General features: G+C 72.8%; 23 protein-coding genes. 10 read left to right on the top strand and 13 right to left on the bottom strand.

Going from position 1 to position 22,508, the window contains the following annotated elements:
* Positions 1-166: 166 nt before the first annotated feature.
* The 7 genes from ABZ172_RS09175 to ABZ172_RS09145 all read right to left on the bottom strand — a co-directional run bounded on the left by ABZ172_RS09175 (position 167) and on the right by ABZ172_RS09145 (position 8,210).
* Positions 167-1,831 (bottom strand): ABC transporter ATP-binding protein, encoded by a 1,665-nt coding sequence (locus ABZ172_RS09175; RefSeq protein WP_356881797.1) that lies wholly within the window; start codon positions 1,829-1,831, stop codon positions 167-169.
* A complete protein-coding gene (locus tag ABZ172_RS09170; RefSeq protein ID WP_356881795.1) occupies positions 1,828-2,817 on the bottom strand; it encodes an ABC transporter permease in 990 nt (329 codons plus the stop codon). The genes ABZ172_RS09175 and ABZ172_RS09170 overlap by 4 nt, the downstream gene beginning before the upstream one ends.
* The gene (locus tag ABZ172_RS09165; protein ID WP_356881793.1) at positions 2,814-3,812 is read right to left on the bottom strand and encodes an ABC transporter permease; all 999 of its coding nucleotides are present in this window, start codon (positions 3,810-3,812) and stop codon (positions 2,814-2,816) included. Before ABZ172_RS09165 ends, ABZ172_RS09170 begins: the two co-directional genes overlap by 4 nt.
* 2 nt (positions 3,813-3,814) lie before the next feature.
* Positions 3,815-5,551: an ABC transporter substrate-binding protein gene (locus tag ABZ172_RS09160; protein ID WP_356881791.1), complete on the bottom strand. Its 1,737-nt coding sequence runs from the start codon at positions 5,549-5,551 to the stop codon at positions 3,815-3,817.
* 204 nt (positions 5,552-5,755) lie between these two features.
* The gene (locus ABZ172_RS09155; protein WP_315985674.1) at positions 5,756-5,851 is read right to left on the bottom strand and encodes an Ms4533A family Cys-rich leader peptide; all 96 of its coding nucleotides are present in this window, start codon (positions 5,849-5,851) and stop codon (positions 5,756-5,758) included.
* Positions 5,852-5,940: 89 nt separating this feature from the next.
* A complete protein-coding gene (locus ABZ172_RS09150) occupies positions 5,941-7,242 on the bottom strand; it encodes a DUF3152 domain-containing protein (protein WP_356881788.1) in 1,302 nt (433 codons plus the stop codon).
* 8 nt (positions 7,243-7,250) lie between these two features.
* A complete protein-coding gene (locus tag ABZ172_RS09145) occupies positions 7,251-8,210 on the bottom strand; it encodes an alpha/beta hydrolase (RefSeq protein WP_356881786.1) in 960 nt (319 codons plus the stop codon).
* Positions 8,211-8,320: 110 nt separating this feature from the next.
* Here ABZ172_RS09145 and ABZ172_RS09140 point away from each other — a divergent pair, with 110 nt between their 5' ends.
* The 4 genes from ABZ172_RS09140 (at position 8,321) to ABZ172_RS09125 (ending at position 10,184) form a co-directional block, all read left to right on the top strand.
* The gene (locus tag ABZ172_RS09140; protein WP_356881784.1) at positions 8,321-8,536 is read left to right on the top strand and encodes a hypothetical protein; all 216 of its coding nucleotides are present in this window, start codon (positions 8,321-8,323) and stop codon (positions 8,534-8,536) included.
* A 168-nt stretch (positions 8,537-8,704) separates the two neighbouring features.
* Positions 8,705-9,346 carry a TetR/AcrR family transcriptional regulator gene (locus ABZ172_RS09135; protein WP_205018688.1) on the top strand — a complete coding sequence of 214 codons (642 nt, stop codon included), beginning with the start codon at positions 8,705-8,707 and terminating at the stop codon, positions 9,344-9,346.
* A 135-nt stretch (positions 9,347-9,481) separates the two neighbouring features.
* Entirely contained in the window at positions 9,482-9,709 is a 228-nt protein-coding gene (locus ABZ172_RS09130) for a DUF3107 domain-containing protein (RefSeq protein WP_187282138.1), read from the top strand.
* Positions 9,710-9,911: 202 nt separating this feature from the next.
* Complete coding sequence (locus ABZ172_RS09125; protein WP_356881781.1) at positions 9,912-10,184, top strand: hypothetical protein; 273 nt, start codon at positions 9,912-9,914, stop codon at positions 10,182-10,184.
* A 33-nt stretch (positions 10,185-10,217) separates the two neighbouring features.
* Here the strand turns inward: ABZ172_RS09125 and ABZ172_RS09120 are convergent, their stop codons facing one another.
* On the bottom strand, positions 10,218-10,964 hold the full coding sequence (locus ABZ172_RS09120; RefSeq protein ID WP_356881779.1) for a ferritin-like fold-containing protein: 747 nt from the start codon (positions 10,962-10,964) through the stop codon (positions 10,218-10,220).
* A gap of 475 nt (positions 10,965-11,439) precedes the next feature.
* On the opposite strand from ABZ172_RS09120, the gene ABZ172_RS09115 reads away from it, so the two are divergent.
* Positions 11,440-13,419 carry a DEAD/DEAH box helicase gene (locus ABZ172_RS09115; protein ID WP_356881777.1) on the top strand — a complete coding sequence of 660 codons (1,980 nt, stop codon included), beginning with the start codon at positions 11,440-11,442 and terminating at the stop codon, positions 13,417-13,419.
* Between the two features lie 106 nt (positions 13,420-13,525).
* Positions 13,526-14,377 carry an alpha/beta fold hydrolase gene (locus ABZ172_RS09110; RefSeq protein WP_356881774.1) on the top strand — a complete coding sequence of 284 codons (852 nt, stop codon included), beginning with the start codon at positions 13,526-13,528 and terminating at the stop codon, positions 14,375-14,377.
* A gap of 33 nt (positions 14,378-14,410) precedes the next feature.
* Here the strand turns inward: ABZ172_RS09110 and ABZ172_RS09105 are convergent, their stop codons facing one another.
* Entirely contained in the window at positions 14,411-15,322 is a 912-nt protein-coding gene (locus ABZ172_RS09105) for an NYN domain-containing protein (RefSeq protein ID WP_356881772.1), read from the bottom strand.
* A gap of 210 nt (positions 15,323-15,532) precedes the next feature.
* On the opposite strand from ABZ172_RS09105, the gene ABZ172_RS09100 reads away from it, so the two are divergent.
* Entirely contained in the window at positions 15,533-15,685 is a 153-nt protein-coding gene (locus tag ABZ172_RS09100) for a hypothetical protein (RefSeq protein ID WP_356881770.1), read from the top strand.
* A gap of 127 nt (positions 15,686-15,812) precedes the next feature.
* Here the strand turns inward: ABZ172_RS09100 and ABZ172_RS09095 are convergent, their stop codons facing one another.
* The 3 genes from ABZ172_RS09095 to ABZ172_RS09085 form a co-directional block, all read right to left on the bottom strand.
* A complete protein-coding gene (locus tag ABZ172_RS09095; RefSeq protein ID WP_356881768.1) occupies positions 15,813-16,418 on the bottom strand; it encodes a MarC family protein in 606 nt (201 codons plus the stop codon).
* Positions 16,419-16,562: 144 nt separating this feature from the next.
* Positions 16,563-17,429, bottom strand: coding sequence for a PHP domain-containing protein (locus ABZ172_RS09090; protein ID WP_356881766.1), 867 nt, complete (start codon positions 17,427-17,429; stop codon positions 16,563-16,565).
* 95 nt (positions 17,430-17,524) lie between these two features.
* A complete protein-coding gene (locus ABZ172_RS09085; protein WP_356881764.1) occupies positions 17,525-18,169 on the bottom strand; it encodes a DUF6758 family protein in 645 nt (214 codons plus the stop codon).
* A 156-nt stretch (positions 18,170-18,325) separates the two neighbouring features.
* Here ABZ172_RS09085 and ABZ172_RS09080 point away from each other — a divergent pair, with 156 nt between their 5' ends.
* A complete protein-coding gene (locus tag ABZ172_RS09080) occupies positions 18,326-19,558 on the top strand; it encodes an MFS transporter (RefSeq protein WP_356881762.1) in 1,233 nt (410 codons plus the stop codon).
* A 96-nt stretch (positions 19,559-19,654) separates the two neighbouring features.
* On the opposite strand, the gene ABZ172_RS09075 is transcribed toward ABZ172_RS09080, so the two are convergent.
* Complete coding sequence (locus ABZ172_RS09075; RefSeq protein WP_356881760.1) at positions 19,655-20,239, bottom strand: suppressor of fused domain protein; 585 nt, start codon at positions 20,237-20,239, stop codon at positions 19,655-19,657.
* 412 nt (positions 20,240-20,651) lie between these two features.
* Between ABZ172_RS09075 and ABZ172_RS09070 the strand changes: the two genes are divergently transcribed.
* Complete coding sequence (locus ABZ172_RS09070) at positions 20,652-21,767, top strand: magnesium and cobalt transport protein CorA (protein WP_356881758.1); 1,116 nt, start codon at positions 20,652-20,654, stop codon at positions 21,765-21,767.
* Positions 21,768-21,868: 101 nt separating this feature from the next.
* Positions 21,869-22,387, top strand: a complete 519-nt coding sequence (locus tag ABZ172_RS09065; RefSeq protein WP_356881756.1) for a hypothetical protein — start codon at positions 21,869-21,871, stop codon at positions 22,385-22,387.
* Positions 22,388-22,508 lie beyond the last annotated feature (121 nt).

Raw genomic sequence — 22,508 nt, 5'->3', positions numbered from 1 at the left:
TGGGTGGCGTCTTTTCGCGGCCGACCGCGTGCTCCACCTCTACTCGCTCACGCCCGTGTCGCCCGCGGACCCCTCCCCCCCCCCACCACCGAAAGGGGTGAACCGGCGTAACTTTCCCGCGGCAGTCGCGTTCTGTTGCGACATCACGGCGTTCGGTGACGCTGCGTCAGGCTGCGGCCAGCTCCGAGCGGGCCGCCCGGCGCGCGGCGGCGCGGGCCGGGTCGAGCGTGGGCACCGCGGCGAGGAGCTGTCGCGTGTACGGGTCCCGGGGCGATCCGTACACCTCGTCGACGGCGCCCTCCTCGACGATCCGGCCCTGCCGCATCACCGCCACACGGTCGCTGACCTGCCGCACCACGGCCAGGTCGTGGGCGATGAAGACGAGCCCGATGCCGAGCTCGCGCTGGAGCCCGGCGAGGAGCGCGATCACCTGGGCCTGGGTCGTGACGTCGAGCGCGGAGACCGGCTCGTCGCACACGATCAGCTTCGGCTCGGCGGCGAGCACCCGGGCGATGCCGATCCGCTGGCGCTGTCCGCCGCTGAACTCGTGCGGGTGGCGCTCGTACCGGTCGGCGTCGAGCCCGACCCTCTCCAGCAGTCCGCGGACCCGGTCCCGGATGCGGGTCTCGTCGGTCTCCCCGGCGGCCCGCAGCGGGTCGGCCACGGACTCGCCGACGGAGCGCCGCGGGTTGAGGGAGGCCACCGGGTCCTGGAAGACCATCTGGAGCTCGCGGCGGAACGGCCGCAGGGCCTTCTCCGGCAGCGCGCCGATCTCCCGCCCGTCGTACCGGAGCTGCCCGGCCGTCGGGTCGTCCAGCCGCACGAGCATGCGGCCGAGCGTCGTCTTGCCGCTGCCGCTCTCCCCCACGATGCCGAGGGTCTCGCCGGCCCGGACGGTGAGCGAGACGCCGTCCACGGCGGTGACCCGGCCGGAGCCCCGGCCGAACTCCCGCCGCAGGCCGACGGCCTCGAGGAGCGGTCCGGCGTCCGGCGACGCGTCCCGCGGGCCGGGGACGGGCGCCGGGCCGGGGACGGGCGCCGGGGGACGCTTCGCGTCGAGCCGGGGCACCGCGGACAGGAGTTCCCGGGTGTACGCCTGCCGGGGCGCGCCCAGTACCTCGGCGGCCGGTCCGCGTTCCACCGCCCGGCCGTGCTGCATGACCAGGACCTCGTCCACGCTCTCCGCGGCGACACCCACGTCGTGGGTCACCAGGAGCAGCGCCGTGCCGGTCTCGCGGCGCAGGTCGTGCAGCAGGTCCAGGATCTGCGCCTGCACGGTCACGTCGAGAGCGGTGGTCGGCTCGTCCGCGACGATCAGCCGCGGTTCGCAGGCCAGGGCCATCGCGATGAGCGCGCGCTGGCGCATGCCGCCGGAGAACTCGTGCGGCCGCGACCGGGCGCGCCGGGCCGCGTCCGGGATGCCGACCCGGTCCAGGACCTCCACGGCCCGGGCCCGGGCCGCCCGCCGGGAGACGGGGTGGTGCACCCGGTACACCTCGGCGATCTGGTCGCCGACGGTGTAGTAGGGGTCGAGCGAGGAGAGCGGGTCCTGGAAGACCATCGCCGCCTTCGCCCCGCGCAGCGCCCGCAGTTCGGCCTCGCCGGCGGTGCCCACGTCCGTGCCGGCGACGCGGACCGTCCCGGTGACGCGGGCGCCGGTGCCCCGGTGCAGTCCGAGCAGCGCGGAGGCCGACGCGCTCTTGCCGGAGCCGGACTCCCCGACGACGCCGAGGGCGGCGCCCGCCTCCAGGGTGAAGGAGAGCCCGTCCACGGCGCGGACGGTGCCGAAGTCGATGGTGAGGTCCTCGACCTGGACCAGCGGTGTTGTCATGACAGGGCCACCCGTCGGTCGGCCAGCGCGTACAGCAGGTCCGCGACGGCATTGGCGAGCACCACGAAGAAACCGGTCACCAGCACCACGCCGACGACCACGGGCAGGTCGACGACCTTGACGGCGTGAACGAGTTCGCGTCCGATCCCCGGGATCCCGAAGAGGGACTCGGTCAGGACCGCACCGCCGAACATGCTGCCGAAGTCGAGGGCGCTGAGCGCGATCACGGGTGCGACCGCGCCCCGCAGCGCGTGCCGCCCGATGACGGCCCGCTCCCCGACGCCGTACGCGCGGAAGGTGCGTACGTGGTCCTCGGCGAGGGTCTCCAGCATGGAGCTCCTGGTCAGGCGGGCGTACTTGGCGGACTCGATGAGCGCCAGGGACACCCAGGGCAGCAGCAGCCCCCAGGCCCACTGCTCCGGGTCCTCGGTGAGGGGCACGTAGGTGGGCGACGGCAGCCACTGCAGCGTGGAGCAGAAGACGATGATGAGCAGCAGGCCGATGACGAACACGGGTGTCGCCGTGCCGGCCAGGGTGAGCCAGGTCAGCAGCCGCTCGGTGATCCGGCCCCGCCGCCACACGGACAGCACGCCGGTGCCGACGCCGAGCAGGATCCAGCAGACGAACGCCCCGATGACGAGCGAACCGGTCACCGGCAGCTTGGTGAGGATCAGCGTCATGACCTGCTGGTCGCTCTGGTACGAGACTCCGAGGCAGGGCGCGGTGCAGTGCTCCACGCCCGTGCCGGTGGAGAAGTCCCGGCCGGCGACGATGCCCTGGAGGAAGTGCCCGTACTGGGTGTACACGGGGTCGTCGAGCCGGAGCTGCTCGGTCACCTGGGCGACCTGGGCGGGCGAGCAGCGCGGCCCGCAGGCGATCTGGGCGACGTCGCCCGGGGCGACGTAGAAGACCGCGTACAGGATGACGGTCAGCGAGAGGAGCACGAAGACGGCTCCGCCGAGCCGTCGCAGCAGGAAGCCGGTCACGAGGCCCGCCCCTTCGTCCGGTCCTCGCGGCCGGTGCCCACGCGCAGCCGGGAGGCCGCCCGGGGGTCGAGCGCCGTGCGGACGCCCTCGCCGAGCACGGTCAGGCAGAGCACGGTGACGAAGAGCAGCCCGGCCGGCATCAGGAGGTAGGTGGGGGCCGACTGGTACCAGGTGTCGGCCTCGGTGAGCATCTGGCCCCAGGACGGGGTGGGCGGTTTGATGCCGACGCCGAGGAAGGAAAGGGCCGCCTCGACGGTGACGTTGACGGGGAAGAGCAGCGCGGCGTACGTGATGACGGGCGCGGCGAGCGAGGGCAGCAGTTCGCGCCGGGCGATGCTCCATCCCCCGCGCCCGCTGAGCCGGGCCGCCGAGACGAAGTCGAGGGTCTTCAGGGCGAGGGCCTGGGCGCGCACGATCTTCGACGTACCCGCCCAGTTGATGCCGCCGATGACCAGCGCGATCAGCACGGGCCGGGGGAACGAGGGCGGGACGACGGCGAGCAGCCCGAGGGCGATGACCATGAGCGGCAGGGCGACGTTGATGTCGGTGACGCGGCTGAGGACCTGGTCGAGCCGGCGGTTGCCGAGGGCCGCGGCCAGGCCCACCACCACACCGATGGTGACCTGGAGGAGGGTCGCGGCGACGGCCACGCCCAGCGAGACCCGGGCGCCGTAGACGATGCGGGCGAACAGGTCGCGGCCGGTCTGGGGTTCGACGCCCAGCCAGTGGTCCGCGCCGATGCCGCCGAAGGAGCCGAGGGGGACCCCGCCGGCCGCCGAGTCGACGAGGTCGGGGTGGAAGGTGTCGGGGTCCTGGCCGGCCAGCGCGGCGAGCAGCGGCGCGGCGAGCGCGGCCAGGAAGAGCAGGAGGACCACGGCCGCGGCGGCGGTGGCCGCGCGCTGGGCGCGCAGCCGCCGCCAGAACTGCCGGGCCCCCGAGGCGGGGGCGGCGGGAGCCGCCGTCCCCGCCTCCTGGACGAGAAGTGCTTCGGACATGGTTACTTGACCGCGGCCTGGGAGACGTCGAGCACACCGGTCCAGTCGCTGATGACCACGTTCTTGACGTCCTGGCCGAAGAGCCGCTTGTAGACCGGGTGGAAGAGCGGCACCGTCAGCGCCTGCTCGCCGATCCTCCGGTCGAGCGCGCCCCAGCGCGAGGCGGCCGCCTTCAGGTCGGTCAGCTTGTTGATCTCGTCGATCTCCTTGTTGACCGAGGCGTCGTCCAGGAAGGCGGTGTTGAAGTTGGCCCCGTCCTTCACGATCTGGCGGCCGTCGAAGATCGGTGCGAGGAACGGGCCGCCCGAGGGCCAGTCGGCGCCCCAGTGCGCGAGGAAGAAGCCCGGTTCCTTGGACGCGCTGTGGATGGTGTCGGCGTAGTCGTTGCTCTCCAGGCCCTTGAGCTCGACGGTGATGCCGGCCTTCTTGAGGGCGGCCTGGAGCGCCGTGGCGATCTCCGGGCTGGTCTCGAAGTCCTTGTCGTTGGAGTGCGTGAGGGTGACCTTCAGGCCCTCGGGGTACCCGGCCTGCTTCAGCAGTTCCCGGGCCTTCGCCGGGTCGCCCGTCCGGCCCGCGGGGAAGTGGTCGTGGTCCGTGAAGCCGAAGGACTTCTGGTTCGGCAGGAAGGTGGTGGCGGGCTCCGCGAGGGAGGAGCCGCCGGCGGCGTTGACGACGGAGGAGCGGTCGACGGCGTAGGAGACCGCCTGGCGCACCTTCGGGTCGTCGAAGGGCTTCACCTTCGGGTTGAAGGCGATGTAGTTGGTGTAGCCGAAGCGGCCGGTGCCGACCCGGGCGGCGAGCTCCTTGTCGCCGGAGACCTTGGCGAGCTCGGCCGGGCCGAGGTTGGTGTCGGTGGTGACGGCGGCGGCGTCGACGCCCTGCGAGGCGGAGAGCCGCTGGTTGATGACGGCGGAGTCCAGACCGGAGCGCACGTCGATCCTGTCCGGGTAGGCCTTGCGCTCCTCGTCGGTGGCGGCCGACCAGTGCGGGTTGCGCTCCAGGACGAGCCGCTCGCCGTCGTTCTCGTTCGAGACGACCTTGTACGGGCCGGAGGAGACCGGGTGCTTCTCGTACGCGGTGCCGGTGTCCTTCGCCCGGGGCACCGGGGTCGTCTGGGTCTGGGTGGCGAGGTAGGGGAACTCGCCCTCGGGCTTGTTCAGGTGGAAGACGATGGTCCGGTCGTCCGGGACCTCGATGGAGTCGAGGCCCTTCTCGTCCTTGTAGGGCCCCTGGTAGTCGGCGCCGCCGATCAGCCAGTCGCGCAGGTAGGGCGCACCGCCGGAGAGTTCGGCGGCGAAGGAGCGCTCGATGCCGTACTTGACGTCCGCGCTGGTGATGGCGGTGCCGTCCTCGTACTTCAGCCCGTCCTTGAGGGTGTACGTCCAGACGGTGGCGTTCTTGCTCGGCGTGCCCAGGTCGGTGGCCAGGTCCGGGACGACCTGGGCGCCGGCCTCGCCGTTCTCCCGGTTGCGGGTGGTGAGGGTGCGGAACACCAGCGAGGGCACGTTGCCGCCGCCCGAGGTGTAGAGCCGCGCGGGATCGAAGTCCTCCTGCGGGTTGCTGTTGAGGACCGTGAGGGTGCCGCCCTTCTGCGGCTTGCCCGGGGCCCCGGAGCCCGCTCCGTCGCCCCCGCCGCCGTTGCTCTGGGGGCCCGCGCAGGCCGCCAGGCCGGCGACCAGGGCGAGACTGACGGCGGCGGCGGTTGCCACGCGGCGCGATATGACGGACGGCTGGCTCATCGGAAGATGACCTCTCGGTGTGCTGCGGCAGGAGGAGGAAGGTCCGCACGGGCGCAGCGGGTGCCGCCCCCGGAGAGGGGGTGGAACCGGTGACATCGAACTGCCGCGCCTGCGGACGGAGTACGCCCGGGCGCGGCGGAGGACAGGGGCCGAGGAGCCGGAGAGGGCTGCTCAGGAGGTGGCCGACGCGCGCACGGGCAGGCGTCAGCGACAGAGAATGTCGGCTACGCAGTGCCCGGCCACGCCGAGCAGCGCCAGCTCAAGGGCGGCGCGCTCGGAGGATGCGGGACTGCGTGACATGCGGAGAAATATGAACGACCCCCTCCCCCGATGTCAACGCGGAGTGGGACGACCGTCCCGCCATTCGGACGCCCCTCCTCCCGTCTCTCTCAACTCCCCGGATACACCCAGGGGTTGGGGCGGCACTTGATGCCGTCGATGTCCAGCGTCTTGGTCTGCTGCTGCATCACGGGGGCCAGGGCCCCGGGCGTGCGGCAGCTGACGTGGTTGTGCCCCAGCCGGTGGCCGACCTCGTGGTTGATCAGCATCTGACGGTAGGGCAGGAGCTTGTCCGGACCGAAGGTCGAGGCGCCCTGCGCCCAGCGGTACGCGTTGATCATCACGCGGTCCGTGGCGGCCGAGTCGCAGGAGACGTTGTCCTCGGTGGTGTCCAGTCCCGACTTCTCGCACCAGTCCGCCGTCGTGCCCGGACTCGCGAGGGTGATCACGAAGTCGGGCTCGCCGGAGGAGATCCGCTCGAAGGTCATGGCACCGTTGTGCGCCCAGCTGCGGTCGTCGTTCAGGGTCTCCTGCACGGCGTCGGCGAACAGCCCCGCGTCGAGGCCGAGTCCCCGCTCGACGTCGATCCGGTACCGGTGCAGCTGTCCCTTGCCCGGCGCCTCGGCCAGCCCGGGCACCGCGTCGAACGTCCCGGACGCCTTCAGGTCCGCCGCCAGCGGGAAGGCCGTGGCCATCCGCTGCGCGTACGACGGCGTCCCGGCCTTCTGCTCCCCCAGCCGGGGGGTGCTCCGGTTCACCGAGCGGGAGGCGTCCTCGGACTCCTGGCGGTCGACGCCGGCGGATTCCCGGCCGTCCTGCCCGCCGTCCCTGCCCTCCGCCACCTGCCCGGCCACCACCACCGCGAGCACCGTGGCCACGGCGGCGGCCGCGATCCCGGTGAACGTACGGCCCTTGCCGCCCCTCGCCGGACGGGCGGGGCCCTCCTCCGGTCCGCCGGGGGCCTCGTCCGGCTCCTCGGGAGCGGCCGGCGGCGCGGGGCGGACCGGAGCGCTGTCGAACGCCTCCAGGAACTCCCTGCGCGGACCCGGCACCAGCGCCCCGGTGTCCGGCTCGGGCGTGCGCCGGCCGGCGTCGGCCCGCTGCGCCGCCCGCTGCCGCGCCAGGGCGGCCTGCCCGGCCCGGAAGACCTCCTGGCCGGCCGGTCCCGCGGGCTCCCGCGCGCCGTCCTCGCGCGGCTGCGGGCCGGTGCCCCAGCCGCCTCCCGGCTCGTGCTGCTCCGGGTGCCCGCCGCGCACCTGCGGCTCGTCGGCGAACGGGCCGCGGCCGTCCCGCGGAGGCGGTGCCGCGGCCTCCCGCCCGCGTCGGCCGGTACCGCGCTCCACGGCGGCGTCGGCGGGGGGTCCGCTGTCGTGCCGGATGGCCTCAGGGCCCTTTCGGCTGTGTCGTCCCACGCCCCGGATCAGCTCCTGCCACGTTCGTCGAGCAGCTCCCGGAACGCCTGGGCGACCGTCTCCGGGTACTCCATCATCGCCACGTGCCCTGCGTCGGGCAGTGTCAGCAGGCGCGAGTCGCGGAAGGCCGCGGACGCCCTGCGTGCCATCCGGTACGAGACGAGCTGGTCCTTCCCGCCGTACACGAGGAGCGTCGGTGCGAGCACCCGCTCGGCCTGGCGCCACAGCCCGTGCTGTCCTCCCAGCGTGTAGGCATCCACGATGCCCCGTGCCGAGCGCGTCATGGCGTCCCAGAAGTACGGCAGTTCCAGTCGGCGCTCCATCTCGGCCACCGCGTGGCGGAAGGCTTCGTCGGAGATTCGTGCCGGATCGCCGTAACAGAGTGCCATGGCTCCGCGGGTGCGCTGCTCCGCGGTCCACTCCCGCGTCAACCGGACGAACAGGGAGGCGACTCCGGGAACCGCGAGCAGGGCCGTCGGTACGGCGGGCCGCTGCACCCGGATCTCGGGCAGGGCGGGGGAGACGAGCGTCAGCGTGCGCACCAGATCGGGCCGGACGGCCGCGACCCGGGTGGCGACGGCGCCGCCCAGGGAGTTACCGAAAAGGTGAACGGGCCCGCGCCCGCCGGCGTCCAGCAGCCGGATCACCGCCCGGGCGTGTCCGGTGACGGAGTAGTTGCCGTCGTCCGGCGGCGGGGAGTCCCCGAAGCCGGGCAGATCGACCGCCTCGCTGTCGAGCGTGTCCGCCAGCAGCGGCATGAGCGCCGACCAGTTCTGGGAGGAGCCGCCCAGGCCGTGCACGAGGAGGGCGGGCTCCCCCGGCCCCGAGGGGCGGGAGCGGACGGTCAGGGTGAGTCCGGGGAGCTCGACGGAGCGCAGTTCCTCGCCCTCCGCGATCCGGACCGGACCGACCGTGGGTGCCACCGCGGCGGCGGCGGCGTGGATACCGGGCAGCTCGGTCGAAGACATGCGGCAATGTTACGAGATGATCACGCGGTGGTTCGTGTGTTCGCCGTCACAGGCCGCATAGCGCCCCCCGGAGGTTGCTCCTAGGCTGCAAGAGAGGGAAGGGGGCCGCCATGACGGTCGACCCGAGCGACCCGGGGACCTTCGAGGACCGGCAGCCGGACACCACGGACCCCGAGGCTCCGGAAGCCGACAGCGCCGAGCAGCGGACGGACGTACGGCCGGAGGAGGACGAACCGCTCTCCGGCCTCGACCGCGGTACCGCGAACGAGGCGGATGCGGCGGAACAGGCACGTGTCGTCACCGAGGACGAGGACGATTACCGGTAGTACGCACCCTTTGCGGCACGGTCCCGGCGCCTCGGCGGCTTCCGCGGCCGTCCGGTCCGTGAAATTCTGCGTCCGCGCCGCGCACACCCGGGTTACTCAAAAGTACGATGGCCCGACGGCACAGCGAGCACGGTGCGACTGTGTTCGAACACGATTTTGGGAGGCGGCGTGACAGCCATCGAGCAGACAGAGGCGGCGCGCCCGCGGGGCACCCGGCTGCCCCGCCGTGCCCGACGCAACCAGCTGCTGGGCGCCGCGCAGGAGGTCTTCGTCGCCCAGGGCTACCACGCCGCGGCGATGGACGACATCGCCGAGCGGGCGGGCGTCAGCAAGCCCGTCCTCTACCAGCACTTCCCCGGCAAGCTGGAGCTCTACCTCGCCCTGCTCGACCAGCACTGCGAGTCGCTGCTCCAGGCGGTCCGCACGGCGCTCGCCTCGACCACGGACAACAAGCTGCGCGTCGAGGCGACCATGGACGCCTACTTCGCCTACGTCGAGGACGAGGGCGGCGCCTTCCGCCTGGTCTTCGAGTCCGACCTGACCAACGAGCCGGCGGTCCGCGAGCGGGTCGACCGGGTCTCGTTGCAGTGCGCGGAGGCCATCTCCGACGTCATCGCCGGCGACACGGGCCTGTCCAAGGACGAGTCGATGCTGCTCGCGGTCGGTCTGGGCGGTGTCTCCCAGGTCGTGGCGCGCTACTGGCTCTCCAGCCCGTCCGGCATCCCGCGCGAGTCCGCGGTGCAGCTGCTGACCTCGCTGGCCTGGCGCGGCATCGCCGGGTTCCCCCTGCACGGCACCGATCAGCACTGAGCCGGACGCCGGACGCGGCGGGTGTTCGCTGCGGGCGTTGCCGGTCGACCCGTGGTCCGTCCCTTCACCGGGCTAATGTGTGCTGCGTACGGCGCGGTTCACCGCGCAGAGACGGACCGTCGGAGGGACATAGCCGTGGAGGTCAAGATCGGGGTGCAGCACACGCCCCGCGAGATCGTTCTGGAGAGCGGACTTTCCGCCGAAGAGGTCGAGAGCGCCGTCAGCGAGGCGCTCAACGGCAAGGCGCAGCTGCTCAGCCTCACGGACGACAAGGGCCGCAAGGTCCTGGTGCCGGCCGACCGGATCGCCTACGTGGAGATCGGTGAGCCCAGCACCCGGCGGGTCGGGTTCGGCGCGCTGTAGCCCGCGCGACGCGGCACACGGGACGGGGGCCCGGCGGAATCGTCCGCCGGGCCCCCGTCCTGTCGTTCCGGTGCGCGCCACGGACCACCGGCCCGTCCCTCGGTGGGGTTCACGGCGGCCCGGGAGGATTGCGTTCCGCGGGCCACGGGTAAGCCGCCTGGGACCGACCGACCGCCACGCCGTGCAAGCGAGGTGACCCTCTGTGCTGTGGGTGTCCATCAGTTCCGTCGTGCTCGGACTCGCCCTGTCCTGGGCCGCGCTCCACTACCTGTCCGGCCGTCTGCCGTCCTCGCGCGCGGTGTTCGTCACGGGGGCGGCGGGTGCCCTGTTCGGCGCGTACCTCACCCACTCGGCACTCGGCTCCGGCCACCTGCTCGCGACGTCCGCCGGTGCCGTGCTGGTCGGGGCGGTGACCCTGTCCCTGCTGATCCGCACGCGCGGCGGAGGGCCGGTGCGGTCGGCGGCCGCCCAGTAGGGCCGCCGCGGGACGCACCGGCCCCGCCGGCCGTCAGGCGGCGAGCCCCAGGGCGGCCATGCGCTTGGTGTGGGCCTCGGTGATCCGGGAGAACATCCGGCCGACCTCGGCGAGGTCGAAGCCGTCCGCCACGCCGCCCACGAGCATGGTGGAGAGCGCGTCGCGGTCCGCCACCACCCGCTGGGCCTGCGAGAGCGCCTCGCCCATCAGCCTGCGCGCCCACAGGGCCAGCCGGCCGCCGACCCGGGGGTCCGCCTCGATGGCGGCCCGCACCTTCTCGACGGCAAAGTGCCCGTGGCCCGTGTCGTCGAGCACCGAGATGACGAGGGAGCGGGTGTCCGAGTCGAGACGCGCCGCGATCTCCCGGTAGAAGTCACTGGCGATCGCGTCGCCGACGTACGCCTTGACCAGGCCCTCCAGCCAGTCCGAGGGGGCCGTCTGGCGGTGGAAGTCGTCCAGCGCCTTGGCGAACGGCTCCATGGCGGTCGTCGGCGCCTCCTCGACGGCCGTGAGGCGGTCGGTGATCTGCTCGAAATGGTGGAACTCGGCGGAGGCCATCTTCGCCAGTGCCGCCTTGTCCCCGAGTGTCGGCGCGAGTTTGGCGTCCTCGGCGAGCCGCTCGAAGGCCGCGAGTTCCCCGTAGGCCAGGGCGCCCAGCAGGTCCACGACCGCGGCGCGGTACTGCGGGTCGGCGGACGCGGTGGCCCAGTCCTGGGCGGCGATCCCGGTCGGTGCGGGCGCTGCGTCGGGTGCTTCCGTGGCGTTGTCAGGCGTCTCCATGGAGCGCAGAATAGCCCGAGCCGACCGGGGGGTAAGGGTCCGGTCTGCGGGGGACATCACACCGTTCCGATGAATTCGCCCCACACGCGTGCGCGAATCCGGGGTACAGTGATATTGCGCTTACTGAGCATTTTCGTGTGCCAGGGGCGCGACCTTGAATGAGGATGCCCGGTCGGTGGCCCGATCGGCTCCGACCCGACAGCCCTCCACGCGAGGCGTACACCACGTACGACCGCAGATGAGGGGCCCCCTCAGCGGCACGATCGCTCGAGCGACGGCAGTGGTCCCGCGCCACCCGGCCCATCCACGGCCGGATGACCAACCCCGGCACGGTACGACCCCCAGCGTTCGCCTTCGGTCCGCGTCTCACAGAAGAGGCAGCACCCTGACTACGTTCCGCGAACTCGGAATCCTGACGGAGACGGCCGAAGCCCTCGAGGCGGTCGGTATCACGTCCCCGTTCCCCATCCAGGAGATGACGCTCCCCGTCGCGCTCTCCGGCTCCGACGTCATCGGCCAGGCCAAGACCGGCACCGGCAAGACGCTCGGCTTCGGCCTCCCGCTCCTGGAGCGCGTGACCGTCCCCGCAGACGTCGAGGCCGGCCGCGCCGCGCCCGAGAAGCTGACGGACGCGCCCCAGGCGCTCATCGTCGTCCCCACCCGCGAGCTCTGCCAGCAGGTCACCAACGACCTGCTGACCGCCGGCAAGGTCCGTAACGTCCGGGTCCTCGCGATCTACGGCGGCCGGGCCTACGAGCCGCAGGTCGAGGCCCTCAAGAAGGGCGTCGACGTGATCGTCGGCACCCCGGGCCGGCTGCTCGACCTGGCGGGCCAGCGCAAGCTCGACCTCTCGCACATCCGCGCCCTCGTCCTGGACGAGGCCGACGAGATGCTCGACCTGGGCTTCCTGCCCGACGTCGAGCGCATCATCACCATGCTGCCGCCCAAGCGCCAGACCATGCTGTTCTCGGCCACCATGCCCGGTGCGGTCATCAGCCTGGCGCGCCGGTACATGTCGCAGCCGACACACATCAACGCCACCTCGCCGGACGACGAGGGCACGACCGTCAAGAACACGACGCAGTTCGTCTACCGCGCCCACTCGATGGACAAGCCCGAGATGGTCTCCCGCATCCTGCAGGCCGAGGGCCGCGGGCTCGCGATGATCTTCTGCCGTACGAAGCGCACGGCCGCCGACATCGCGGAGCAGCTGGAGAAGCGCGGCTTCGCGTCCGGCGCGGTCCACGGCGACCTCGGCCAGGGTGCCCGCGAGCAGGCGCTGCGCGCCTTCCGCAACGGCAAGGTGGACGTCCTGGTCTGCACCGACGTCGCCGCACGCGGTATCGACGTCGAGGGCGTGACCCACGTCATCAACTACCAGTCGCCGGAGGAGGAGAAGACCTACCTCCACCGCATCGGCCGCACCGGCCGCGCGGGCGCCAAGGGCATCGCGATCACGCTGGTCGACTGGGACGACATCCCGCGCTGGCAGCTGATCAACAAGGCGCTGGACCTGAAGTTCCCGGACCCGGCCGAGACGTACTCCACCTCTCCGCACCTGTACGAGGACCTCGGCATCCCGGCGGGCACCAAGGGTGTGCTGCCGCGTGCGGAGCGGACCCGTGCGGGCCTGCGGGCGGAGGAGGTCGAGGACCTCGGCGAGACCGGCGGCCGTGGCCGCAAGTCCGCCGCGTCCGCGCCGGCGCCGCGTGAGGAGCGCGCGCCGCGCACCCCGCGCCAGCGTCGCCGCACCCGCGGCGGCAGCACCCTCGACGAGAGCGCCGCGCCCGCGTCCGTCCCCGCCGTCGGGACGGCCGACGAGGACGCGGCGGAGCCGCGCACCCCGCGCCGCCGTCGCCGGACCCGCGCAGCCGCCCCCGAGACCGTGGTGGAGGCCGCCGTGACCGTGGCGGAGGCCGCCGTGACCGCGGTGGAGACCCCGATCGTGGAGCCCGCGCCCGCGGCCGAGCCCGTCGCGGAGGCCAAGCCGCGCCGCCGCCGTTCGCGTGCCGCGGCCCCGGCCGCCACCCAGGCGCCCGCCGTCGCCCAGGCCCCGGCCGCCGAGCCGGTGGTCGACTTCCAGACCGTGGCCGTCGCCCCGCGGACGGCGGAGCCGGTGGCCACCAAGCCGCGCCGCCGCGCCCGGGTGGTGAAGCCGGCCGACGAGGTCGACTTCCAGATCGCCCCGGTCTCCGAGCCCGTGCAGGAGAGCAGGGCGCGCCGGCGTCCCCGTGCCGCCGCCAAGCCGAAGTCCGACGTGGCGGCCGCTCCGGCCGTCGCCGAGGAGGCCGCGGAGACCAAGCCGCGCCGCCGCCGTTCGCGTGCCGCGACGACGGAGAAGGCGGAGGCCTCGCCGGTCACCGAGGCAGCGGCGACCGGCGAGGCGGCTCCGGCCAAGCCGCGTCGGCGCCGTTCGCGCGCGGCGGCCGCCACCGCCGAGACGACCGAGGCCTGATCCCGGCCGCAGTCACCCCGTACGGCCCCGGTCCCCCGCACCCGCGGGGGCCGGGGCCGTACGGCTGCCCGGGCACCGCGCGGCCCGCGGGGATACGCTCGGCCCCATGAGCCGGCCGCCCACCTTCACCCCGCCCCCCTGTGCCCGTGCCCGCGTCCTGCGTACCGAGCGCGGGGACTTCGCCGTGCTGGACGCAGCTCCGGCCGGCGGCGCACACTCCACCGCCCTCCTGCTGCCCGGCTACACCGGCAGCAAGGAGGACTTCATCGCGATGCTCGAACCCCTCGCCGAGGCCGGGTTCCGGGTGCTGTCCGTCGACGGCCGCGGGCAGTACGAGACCGACGGTGCGGGCCGTCAGGACCCTTACGCCCAGGTGGAGTTGGCCCAGGACGTGCTGGCGCAGGCCGCCGCCGTCGACCCGGTGCCGCCCGGCGGCGTGCATCTGCTCGGGCACTCCCTGGGCGGGCAGATCGCCCGCGCGGCGGTGCTGCGGGACGCCACGCCCTTCCGTTCGCTGACCCTGATGTCGTCCGGACCCGCCGAGATCGTTCCCGACCAGCAGAAGAAGGCCCGGCTGCTCGGCGACGCGCTCGGCCGCTGGAGCATGGACGAGGTCTGGCGGATGATGCGTGCGATGGACCCGCCCGAGGACGCGGACACGGGGGACGGCGAGGACCTGCGCCGGCGCTGGATCCGCCACGACCCGGCCCAGCTGATCGCGACCGGCGCGCAGCTGTCGTCCGAGCCGGACCGGGTGGCCGAGCTCGCCGCGCTCGCCCTTCCCGTGCACGTGGTCTCGGGCGAGCGCGACGACGTCTGGCCGGTGCCGCTGCTGGACGACATGGCGCGGCGGCTGGGGGCCCGGCGCACCGTGGTGGAGGGCGCCGAGCACTCCCCCAACACGGCGCGGCCGGTGGAGACCGCGGCGGCCCTGGTGGCGTTCTGGACCACCGTCTGAGCCGTCCCGCGCACCGCCCGCGGGGCGGCCGGCTCAGTACTGCGCCTGGAGGTGCTGCCAGAAGCCGTCGCGCAGCGCCCGGCGCAGCGGGGCGTGGCCGCGCAGTGAGTGCTGGAGGAGGCGTTCGGCCTCCATGAGCAGGTCCTGGTCGACGGAGCCCGGGAGGTAGGGGTGCCCGGGCAGCAGGTCGGCGAGGGCCTCCCGGCCGCGTGAGGAGAGCCAGCCGGCGGCGATCTGCGCACCGACGAAGCGGACGTCCTCACGGGCGGGCGCGGGGCCGTCCTCCTCGTACAGGGTGACGGAGCGCCGGGTCACGTAGGGGCGGCAGAAGTCGAGGTCGAAGGTGCGCTGGCTGTCGACCTCCCAGAGCAGCGGCTCGGCCTGGTTCCGGCCCTCTCCCGCCTCGATGCCCCAGAGGTGGACGCGGGCGCCGTAGCCCTGGGCGGCCTCGACGGCGGAGACCAGGTCCTCGTCGCCGCCGACGAGTGCCGCGTCGCTGATGGCGCGGTGCCGGGCGAGCGATTCGAGGTCGGAGCGGATGAGCGAGTCGACGCCCTTCTGCTGGTTGTTGGCGTTGAGGTTGCCGAGTCTGACCTTGACGTCCGGGAGTCCGGCGATGGACTGCTGCTCGACGGTGTGGATCCGCCGCCGGGCCCCGTCGTACCAGTACACGCGCAGCAGCCTGCTGTCGGCGAAGATCGTGCGGGCCTTGTCGATGAAGGCCTCGATCAGCCCCTCCGCGTCGAGGTCGAAGGACCGGCGGTCCTCCGTGCCGGTGACGAGCAGGCCGGCCGCCGCGTAGACGTAGCCCGCGTCGACGAAGATCGCGTGGGTGGAGGGGGTCTTCGACACCTCGGCGAGCACACGCAGGAGCAGTGCGTTGGTGCGCTCCAGCTGCTCGTGGACACCGGGTGTCTCGTCCGGACGTGCGTCCGCGTGACTCATGCGGACCTCATGGTCCGTGCACGGTTGATGACCGACGGGTACTTAGACATCCAAAAAATTTCCTTAGCGTAGGGAATGTTTGCGCCGGGCGAGCCGTTGTACCCGGTGTGGAGCGTGAGGCCCGCACGTCTCGCGCTCCCGTTCTTGAGGACGGCCGAGCCGTCCTCACCAGTAGTTCTCCAGCAGGAGGATCAGACGAAGGGAAGCCCTGTGCGCTTCGAGATCATGCGACTCGACGATGTCGACGGTACCGCCGTGGACAGCACCGTCGTGGACGCCGCCTCCGTCAACCGGATCGTGCAGCAGGCCGCCGCGATGGGCCAGCGCATCTACATCCGGCCGGCCGACGCGTCGGCCTCGTAACACCCTGCATCACGTCGCGTCGCTGATGTCGAGCGGATGACGAGTCGAGGACGAGGCGCCCCCGCACGGACGGTCCGTGCGGGGGCGCGGTGGTGTCCGGACCCCGGACTCCCGGCCGGGCGCGGTCTCAGGAGTTCTGGACGACCTGGGTGACGCCGTTGATGATCTGCTGCACGGCGATGGCCGAGAGCATCATCCCGGCGAGCCGGGTCACCAGGACCACGCCGCCGTCCCTGATCACCCGGATGATCAGCAGCGAGTACCGCATGGTCAGCCAGAGCACGACGTGCATGGCGACGATCGCCGACCAGACCGAGACCTGACCGGCGGTGCCGTCGGCGTTCTGCACGGCTAGGATCACCGACACGATCGCTCCGGGGCCGGCGAGCAGCGGCATGCCGAGCGGCACGAGCGCCACGTTGACGTCCTTGGTCTGCGTCGGCTCGTCCGTCTTGCCGGTGAGCAGGTCGAGCGCGATGAGCAGCAGCAGGAGGCCGCCCGCGATCATCAGCGCGGGCACGGAGACGTGCAGGTAGTCCAGGATCTGCTGACCGAGCAGGCCGAAGACGGCGATCACGCCGAAGGCGACGGTGACGGCCTGGAGGGCCATCCCGCGCTGCACCTTGGCGGGGCGGCCCGCGGTGAGGGCCAGGAAGATGGGGGTGATTCCGGGCGGATCCATAATCACGAAAAGGGTGAGAAAAAGGGATCCGAAGACAGCGATGTCGAACACGGTGAGCCTTGCAGGAGGAGAGCGGGCCGAACAGGAGGACGCGTGCGCCGGCACGGCCCGGGGACGCCCGGACGCACGGTGACGCAGCACGGAGGGTGCGGAGGGGAACGGAAACGAGAGGAAGAGGCCGGGGTGGGACCCCGGTCAGACGGGGCGCGTTCCGCCGGCGCCCGGCACGGGGAAGGCCCCCGTGGCACGCCGGGTGATCTCGCCGTAGATCTCGGGGTCGGTGGTGTACGCACCGAGGCGGACGGTCTTGCGGGTGCCGTGGTAGTCGCTGGACCCGGTGGGCAGGAGCCCCAGATCGGCCGCGAGGCCCCGCAGCCGGGCCCGCGTGGGTCCGTCGTGGTCCATGTGGTCGACCTCGATGCCGTCCAGTCCGGCCTCGGCCAGCCCCCCGATCACGGCTTCGGGGACCACCTCGCCCCGCTTGACCGCGAGCGGATGGGCGAAGACGGTGACCCCGCCCGCCGCCTTGACCAGGCGGACCGCCTCGAACGGGTCGAGCTCGTGCTTGTCGGCGTAGGCGCGCCCGCCATTGCCTAGCCAGGACGGGGTGAAGGCGTCGGAGACCGAGTCGACGACCCCCAGCTCCACCAGTGCGGTCGCGAGGTGCGGGCGCCCGACGGAGCCGTCCCCGGCGATCCGCGCGACCTGCTCCCAGGTGATCGGGACGCCCAGCTCCTGGAGGCTGCGCACCATGGCCCGCGCCCGCGGCACCCGGTCGTCCCGGACGAGTTCGCGCTCCCGCGCAAGTTCGGGCTCGGCGGGGTCGAAGAGGTAGGCCAGCATGTGCATGCTGACACCGTCGATCCGGCAGGAGAGCTCGGCACCGGTGACGAGCGTGAGGCCCTCGGGCAGGGCGGCCGCGGCTTCGGCGTGCCCGCCGACCGTGTCGTGATCGGTCAGGGCGACGACGTCGAGGCCCGCGGCGGCGGCGTTCGCCACCAGCTCGGCGGGGGTGTCCGTGCCGTCGGACGCGGTGGAGTGGGTGTGCAGATCGATGCGCACGACGCGTACTCCAGGGCGGGCGGACGGACAGGGGACGCTCAAGGGTAACCGCCGGACGCCACCCTCCCGGCCCCGCTCCCCCGGTGCGCGCCGGTTCAGGGCGGGGTGATCAGCCGGGGGGTGAGCGCCCCGCACGGCAGGAGGTCCACCTCGCCGCCGGCGTCACGCAGGTCGGTCAGCACCAGCTCGTCGTACATCAGGAGACCGGACCGCTCGGGCCAGACGATCGCCCAGAGCCACAGCCCGCACGCCTCGCCCGCGAAGACGGCCCGGTCGGCCGGCGCGTCCCTGACGTGCCAGAGCGGGGTGGGGCGCCCCGCCGCGAGCACCTTGGCGTCCGGGGCGTCGTCGACGCGCAGGCCGGAGCCGGGGTCGGGCCCCTCGATGCCGGCGTACCGCGCGCCGAGGCCGACGCCGAGCTCCTCGGCGACGAGCAGCAGCTCCCCCATCCCGCCGAGCGGTCCGGGGCCGGAGCACGCGACGGCGGTGGCCCGGCCGCCGCTGCGGTCGTCACCCGCGTACGCCGCGCCCGTGAACAGCCAGCCCACCGGGAGCGGCCAGGGCATCCACACCGGCACCCTGGCCCGGTGCGCCACCACGCCCAGCGCCTCGACGCTGGGTGGCACCACCGGCTGCATCGGGTGCACCTGGCCGTGCACGGAGCACTGCCAGGCATCGGCGAAGAGGCCGGGCGCCCTGACCCGGCCACCGCACTTCGGGCAACTGGGTTCGCCCCTCATAACGCCCAACGGTCCTCTCCGCCCGACGCCGCGTCAAGGACGATCACCCGTCCGCAGCGCGGCTCCGACCGGCCGCAATGCATGTATCTTGCATTTATTAGAACGTCTAACTTATTATGTGCACAACACAACGATCTAGTGGAGAGCGAGAGACCCATGCCGGGAGAGGATCCGTTCGACGAAGGGGCGACCAGCATCCTGCGTCAGCCGAAGGCCGTCTGGGCCACGGCGGGCGCCTCGGTCGTGGCCTTCATGGGGATCGGGCTGGTGGACCCGATCCTGCCGTCCATCGCCAAGGGGCTCGACGCCACCCCCAGCCAGGTGTCCCTGCTGTTCACCTCGTACTTCCTGATCACCGCGGTCGCGATGCTCGTGACCGGTTTCGTCTCCAGCCGCATCGGGGGCCGCAGGACGCTGCTCGCCGGCCTCGCGCTGGTCGTCGTCTTCGCCGGGCTCTCCGGCACGTCCTCGTCGGTCGCCGAACTGGTCGGCTTCCGGGCCGGCTGGGGCCTGGGCAACGCCCTGTTCGTGTCCACCGCCCTCGCGGTGATCGTCGGTGCCGCCGCCGGCGGCAGCGCGGCCGCGATCCTGCTGTACGAGTCCGCGCTGGGCCTGGGCATGGCGTGCGGGCCCCTGGTCGGCGCGCTGCTCGGTGACGCCAGCTGGCGCTATCCGTTCTTCGGCACCGCCGTCCTGATGGCGATCGGGTTCCTCTGCATCACGGCGTTCCTGAAGGAGCAGCCGAAGCCGGCCCGCACGACCTCGCTCCTCGACCCGGTCAGGGCGCTCGGCCACGGCGGGCTGGCCTCGGTCGCCGCGTCGGCGTTCTTCTACAACTACGCGTTCTTCACGATCCTGGCCTTCACGCCCTTCGTGCTGGACATGTCGCCGTACCGCTCGGGCGCCGTGTTCTTCGCCTGGGGGCTGCTGCTCGCCCTCTTCTCGGTGCTCGTCGCCCCGCGCCTGCAACGGCGCCTCGGCTCACTGAAGGTGCTCGGCGGCTCCCTGGTGCTGCTCGCCGCGGACCTGCTGGTCCTCGGGTACGGCAGTCACGGGACGGCCATCGTCTGCACCATCGTCTCGGGCGCCTTCATCGGCATGAACAACACCGTCTACACGGAGCTGGCCCTGGGGGTGTCGGACGCGCCACGCCCGGTGGCGAGCGCCGGTTACAACTTCGTCCGCTGGTTCGCCGCCGCCGCGGCGCCGTTCCTCGCGCCGAAGATCGAGGAGTGGAGCGACATCCACATGCCCTTCGTGGTCGCCGCGGTCGCGGCCCTCGCCGGCGCGGCCGTCGTGGCGGTCCGGCGCTCGGCGCTGACCCACGAGGCGCGGGAGCTGGAGCCGCGGCACGCCGCGGAGGACGGGGTCACCGTCTTCGCCGACTGAGCCGGGCACGACGCCTCCGGACGGGCCGGGCGCGGCCGGAGGCGGGTCCGCCCGCGGCTCCCCACCGCGCGGCGGGGCCGGGGCGTCCGGGGCCGCTCAGTCCAGCGGCACCGACGCGCGCAGCGGGTCCCGCAGGTCCGTGCCCTGCGAGAGCCAGCGCTCCTGGAGCTCCTGGGCGCCCTTGACCCGCTTCCAGGCGGCCTCGTTCGGGGTCAGGGGAAGCAGCGGCAGGAAGCGCACCGGGTCCATCGGGGCGTCCAGCTCCAGGTCCTCGACGAGCCCGCCCGGCTCGGCGACCAGGACGGAGCTGAAGGGAGCCCCGGTCCACAGCGGCTGCCCGAGGTCCAGCGACGCCCCCGGAGCCACGACCAGGCCCTCCACCTGCGGGGAGGCGGCCAGCACCGCGAGGGGCCGCAGCACCTGGTCGGTGTCGGCGAGCCCCAGCCGCACGGACAGGACCAGCTCGGCGCGCGGGCCCTCGACGGGGTCGGCCAGGGCCGAGGTCGGATCGGCCATCGGCTGGGCCGACATGCCGAGTGTGGCGTACCGCACGACATCGCCGTCGACGAAGCGGAGCACCTCGATGCGGTCCGTACCGAGGAACGTCACCCCGGCGCGCGCGTCCGGCTCGCCGAGTGCCGTACGGAGCCTGGCTTCGACCAGATCAAGAATTTCTCCCATGCCGCGAGCATAGAACGCGTACGGAACGGGCAAAGGAAGGAATTGGCTCCTCACCCGGCTGATAGCCTGAGGCGTCGGTCGGGACAGCACGCAGAAGCGTCGCTCTCAGTCCTGACAACACGTGATCCCCCACGGGGGACCGGCCGGAGGAGGTGGGGCTGCGGTGGATCCAAGTCGACCGTGCAGTACCAGCCGCCCTTCCGCACGACGCCTTCCTTCTGTGCTCTGACTCCTTTCCCGGACGTCACCACGGCAGTTCGCGCACCGGAAGAGCCCCTCGTTTTTGCCTGTCTGTAGCGAACGCCGCCCTTGTGCCCACGCGGTGCCGCCCGCTTTGCGGACGTGAGCGCACGTCCCCATTCCGGGCTGTTCCACGTGCCCGCAGGCGGCCCTCCGTGAAGAGGAGCCAGCCATGTCGATGATCCGTGACCTGCGCGCCGCGGTGCGCCCGTCCCTCCGCAAGGGCACCACCCCGTACAACGGCTACGACGCCACCCGCGATCCGTCCGCCTCCAGCGCCGTCGTCGACTGCGCCGTCTACCGGGACGGCCGCCGGGTCACGGAGGTCTCCTGCCTGACGCCGCGCGAGGCGATGCTGCGGGTGCGCGAGGAGGGCGGCTTCGCCTGGATCGGCCTGCACGAGCCGACCGAGGAGGAATTCGCCGGTATCGCAAGGGAGTTCGGGCTCCACCCGCTCGCCGTCGAGGACGCCGTGCACGCCCACCAGCGGCCGAAGCTGGAGCGGTACGACGACACGCTGTTCACCGTGTTCAAGACGATCCACTACGTGGAGCACGCCGAACTGACCGCGACCAGCGAGGTCGTCGAGACCGGTGAGGTGATGTGCTTCACCGGACGGGACTTCGTGATCACCGTCCGGCACGGCGGACAGGGTTCGCTGCGCGCCCTGCGCCACCGTCTCCAGGAGGACCCCGAGCTGCTCGCGAAGGGGCCGTCCTCGGTGCTGCACTCCATCGCCGACCACGTCGTCGACGGCTACATCGCGGTGGCGGCCTCGGTCCAGGACGACATCGACGAGGTGGAGATCGACGTGTTCTCCACCCCGGCCAAGGGCGGCACCCGCGGCTCGGACGCGGGCCGCATCTACCAGCTGAAGCGCGAGGTGCTGGAGTTCAAGCGGGCGGTGTCGCCGCTGCTGCGGCCGATGCAGTTGCTGAGCGAGCGGCCGATGCGGCTGATCGACCCCGACATCCAGAAGTACTTCCGCGACGTGGCCGACCACCTCTCCCGGGTGCACGAGGAGGTCATCGGCTTCGACGAGCTGCTCAACTCGATCCTCCAGGCCAACCTGGCGCAGGCCACCGTCACCCAGAACGAGGACATGCGCAAGATCACGTCCTGGGCCGCGATCATCGCCGTCCCGACGATGATCTGCGGGGTCTACGGCATGAACTTCGATCACATGCCCGAGCTCCGGTGGACGTACGGCTATCCGATGGTGCTGGCCCTCATCGGCGTCGTCTGCTTCACCATCCACCGCTCCCTCAAGCGCAACGGCTGGCTCTGAGGGCCGCTCCGGGCCGCCGGGCACGCTCCGGGCCCCCCTGCCGGCCTCGCACCGGCCTCCTCCCGGCGGGAGGCGCGCGGAGGACGCCATAGAGTGCGGGCATGACTGCTGCGGACGTGTTGCTTGCCCGGGCTCTCGTCGAGGAGGCCACCAAGAAGTCCGGCCTGATCTGGGTGCGGGGAACCGGTCCCTCCCGGGCGCTGTGGCACGTGTGGCACGAGGGCGCGGCCGTGCTCGTCGGGGACGGCCCCGACGAGCAGCCCCTCCCCGCGGGGCTCGACCACGGAGCCGCCGCCGAGGTGACCGTGCGCAGCAAGGACAAGGGCGGCCGGATCGTGGCCTGGACGGCCGCCGTGAGCGTGCTGGAGCCGCGGTCCGAGGAATGGGAGGCGGCGGTCGGCGAGCTGAGGGGCAAGCGGCTGAACGCCCCGGACGCCGAGCGGATGCCGGAGCGCTGGGCGCGTGACTGCCGGGTCGTCCGGCTGACGCCCGGCGCGCCGGACACCGCCCTCCCCGACGGCTCGCTGGCCGCCGTCCCGCTGCCCACCGGGGCGACCACCCGGCGCACGGCCCCCGCCGCACTCCCCCGGCTGCTGCTCAAGCGCCGCGGGAGGCGCTGACACCGCTGCCGGGCCGCGCGGTGCCCGGGGCACCGGGCGGCGGCCGGCCCGGGTCAGGGTCCGGGAAGCCCGCCGTCGGCCGGCACCGGCCACCGCCGGCCGCGTCGGCACCGCCGCACCG

The sequence above is a fragment of the Streptomyces sp. NPDC006296 genome, assembly GCF_040613235.1.
Classification (GTDB): Bacteria; Actinomycetota; Actinomycetes; order Streptomycetales; family Streptomycetaceae; genus Streptomyces.
The sequence above is the reverse complement of the archived record's forward strand: the minus strand, read 5'-3'. Positions and strand labels throughout refer to the sequence as shown.

Excerpts from the sequence above, each read along its gene's own strand:
- ABZ172_RS09115 (WP_356881777.1), top strand. The coding sequence starts at position 11,440 with ATGACGCTCCCCGTCGCGCTCTCCGGCTCCGACGTCATCGGCCAGGCC.
- ABZ172_RS09105 (WP_356881772.1), bottom strand. The coding sequence starts at position 15,322 with ATGAGTCACGCGGACGCACGTCCGGACGAGACACCCGGTGTCCACGAG.
- ABZ172_RS09120 (WP_356881779.1), bottom strand. The coding sequence starts at position 10,964 with ATGGAGACGCCTGACAACGCCACGGAAGCACCCGACGCAGCGCCCGCA.
- ABZ172_RS09175 (WP_356881797.1), bottom strand. The coding sequence starts at position 1,831 with ATGACAACACCGCTGGTCCAGGTCGAGGACCTCACCATCGACTTCGGC.
- ABZ172_RS09080 (WP_356881762.1), top strand. The coding sequence starts at position 18,326 with ATGCCGGGAGAGGATCCGTTCGACGAAGGGGCGACCAGCATCCTGCGT.
- ABZ172_RS09160 (WP_356881791.1), bottom strand. The coding sequence starts at position 5,551 with ATGAGCCAGCCGTCCGTCATATCGCGCCGCGTGGCAACCGCCGCCGCC.
- ABZ172_RS09140 (WP_356881784.1), top strand. The coding sequence starts at position 8,321 with ATGACGGTCGACCCGAGCGACCCGGGGACCTTCGAGGACCGGCAGCCG.
- ABZ172_RS09075 (WP_356881760.1), bottom strand. The coding sequence starts at position 20,239 with ATGGGAGAAATTCTTGATCTGGTCGAAGCCAGGCTCCGTACGGCACTC.
- ABZ172_RS09070 (WP_356881758.1), top strand. The coding sequence starts at position 20,652 with ATGTCGATGATCCGTGACCTGCGCGCCGCGGTGCGCCCGTCCCTCCGC.
- ABZ172_RS09085 (WP_356881764.1), bottom strand. The coding sequence starts at position 18,169 with ATGAGGGGCGAACCCAGTTGCCCGAAGTGCGGTGGCCGGGTCAGGGCG.
- ABZ172_RS09165 (WP_356881793.1), bottom strand. The coding sequence starts at position 3,812 with ATGTCCGAAGCACTTCTCGTCCAGGAGGCGGGGACGGCGGCTCCCGCC.
- ABZ172_RS09110 (WP_356881774.1), top strand. The coding sequence starts at position 13,526 with ATGAGCCGGCCGCCCACCTTCACCCCGCCCCCCTGTGCCCGTGCCCGC.
- ABZ172_RS09155 (WP_315985674.1), bottom strand. The coding sequence starts at position 5,851 with ATGTCACGCAGTCCCGCATCCTCCGAGCGCGCCGCCCTTGAGCTGGCG.
- ABZ172_RS09145 (WP_356881786.1), bottom strand. The coding sequence starts at position 8,210 with ATGTCTTCGACCGAGCTGCCCGGTATCCACGCCGCCGCCGCCGCGGTG.
- ABZ172_RS09065 (WP_356881756.1), top strand. The coding sequence starts at position 21,869 with ATGACTGCTGCGGACGTGTTGCTTGCCCGGGCTCTCGTCGAGGAGGCC.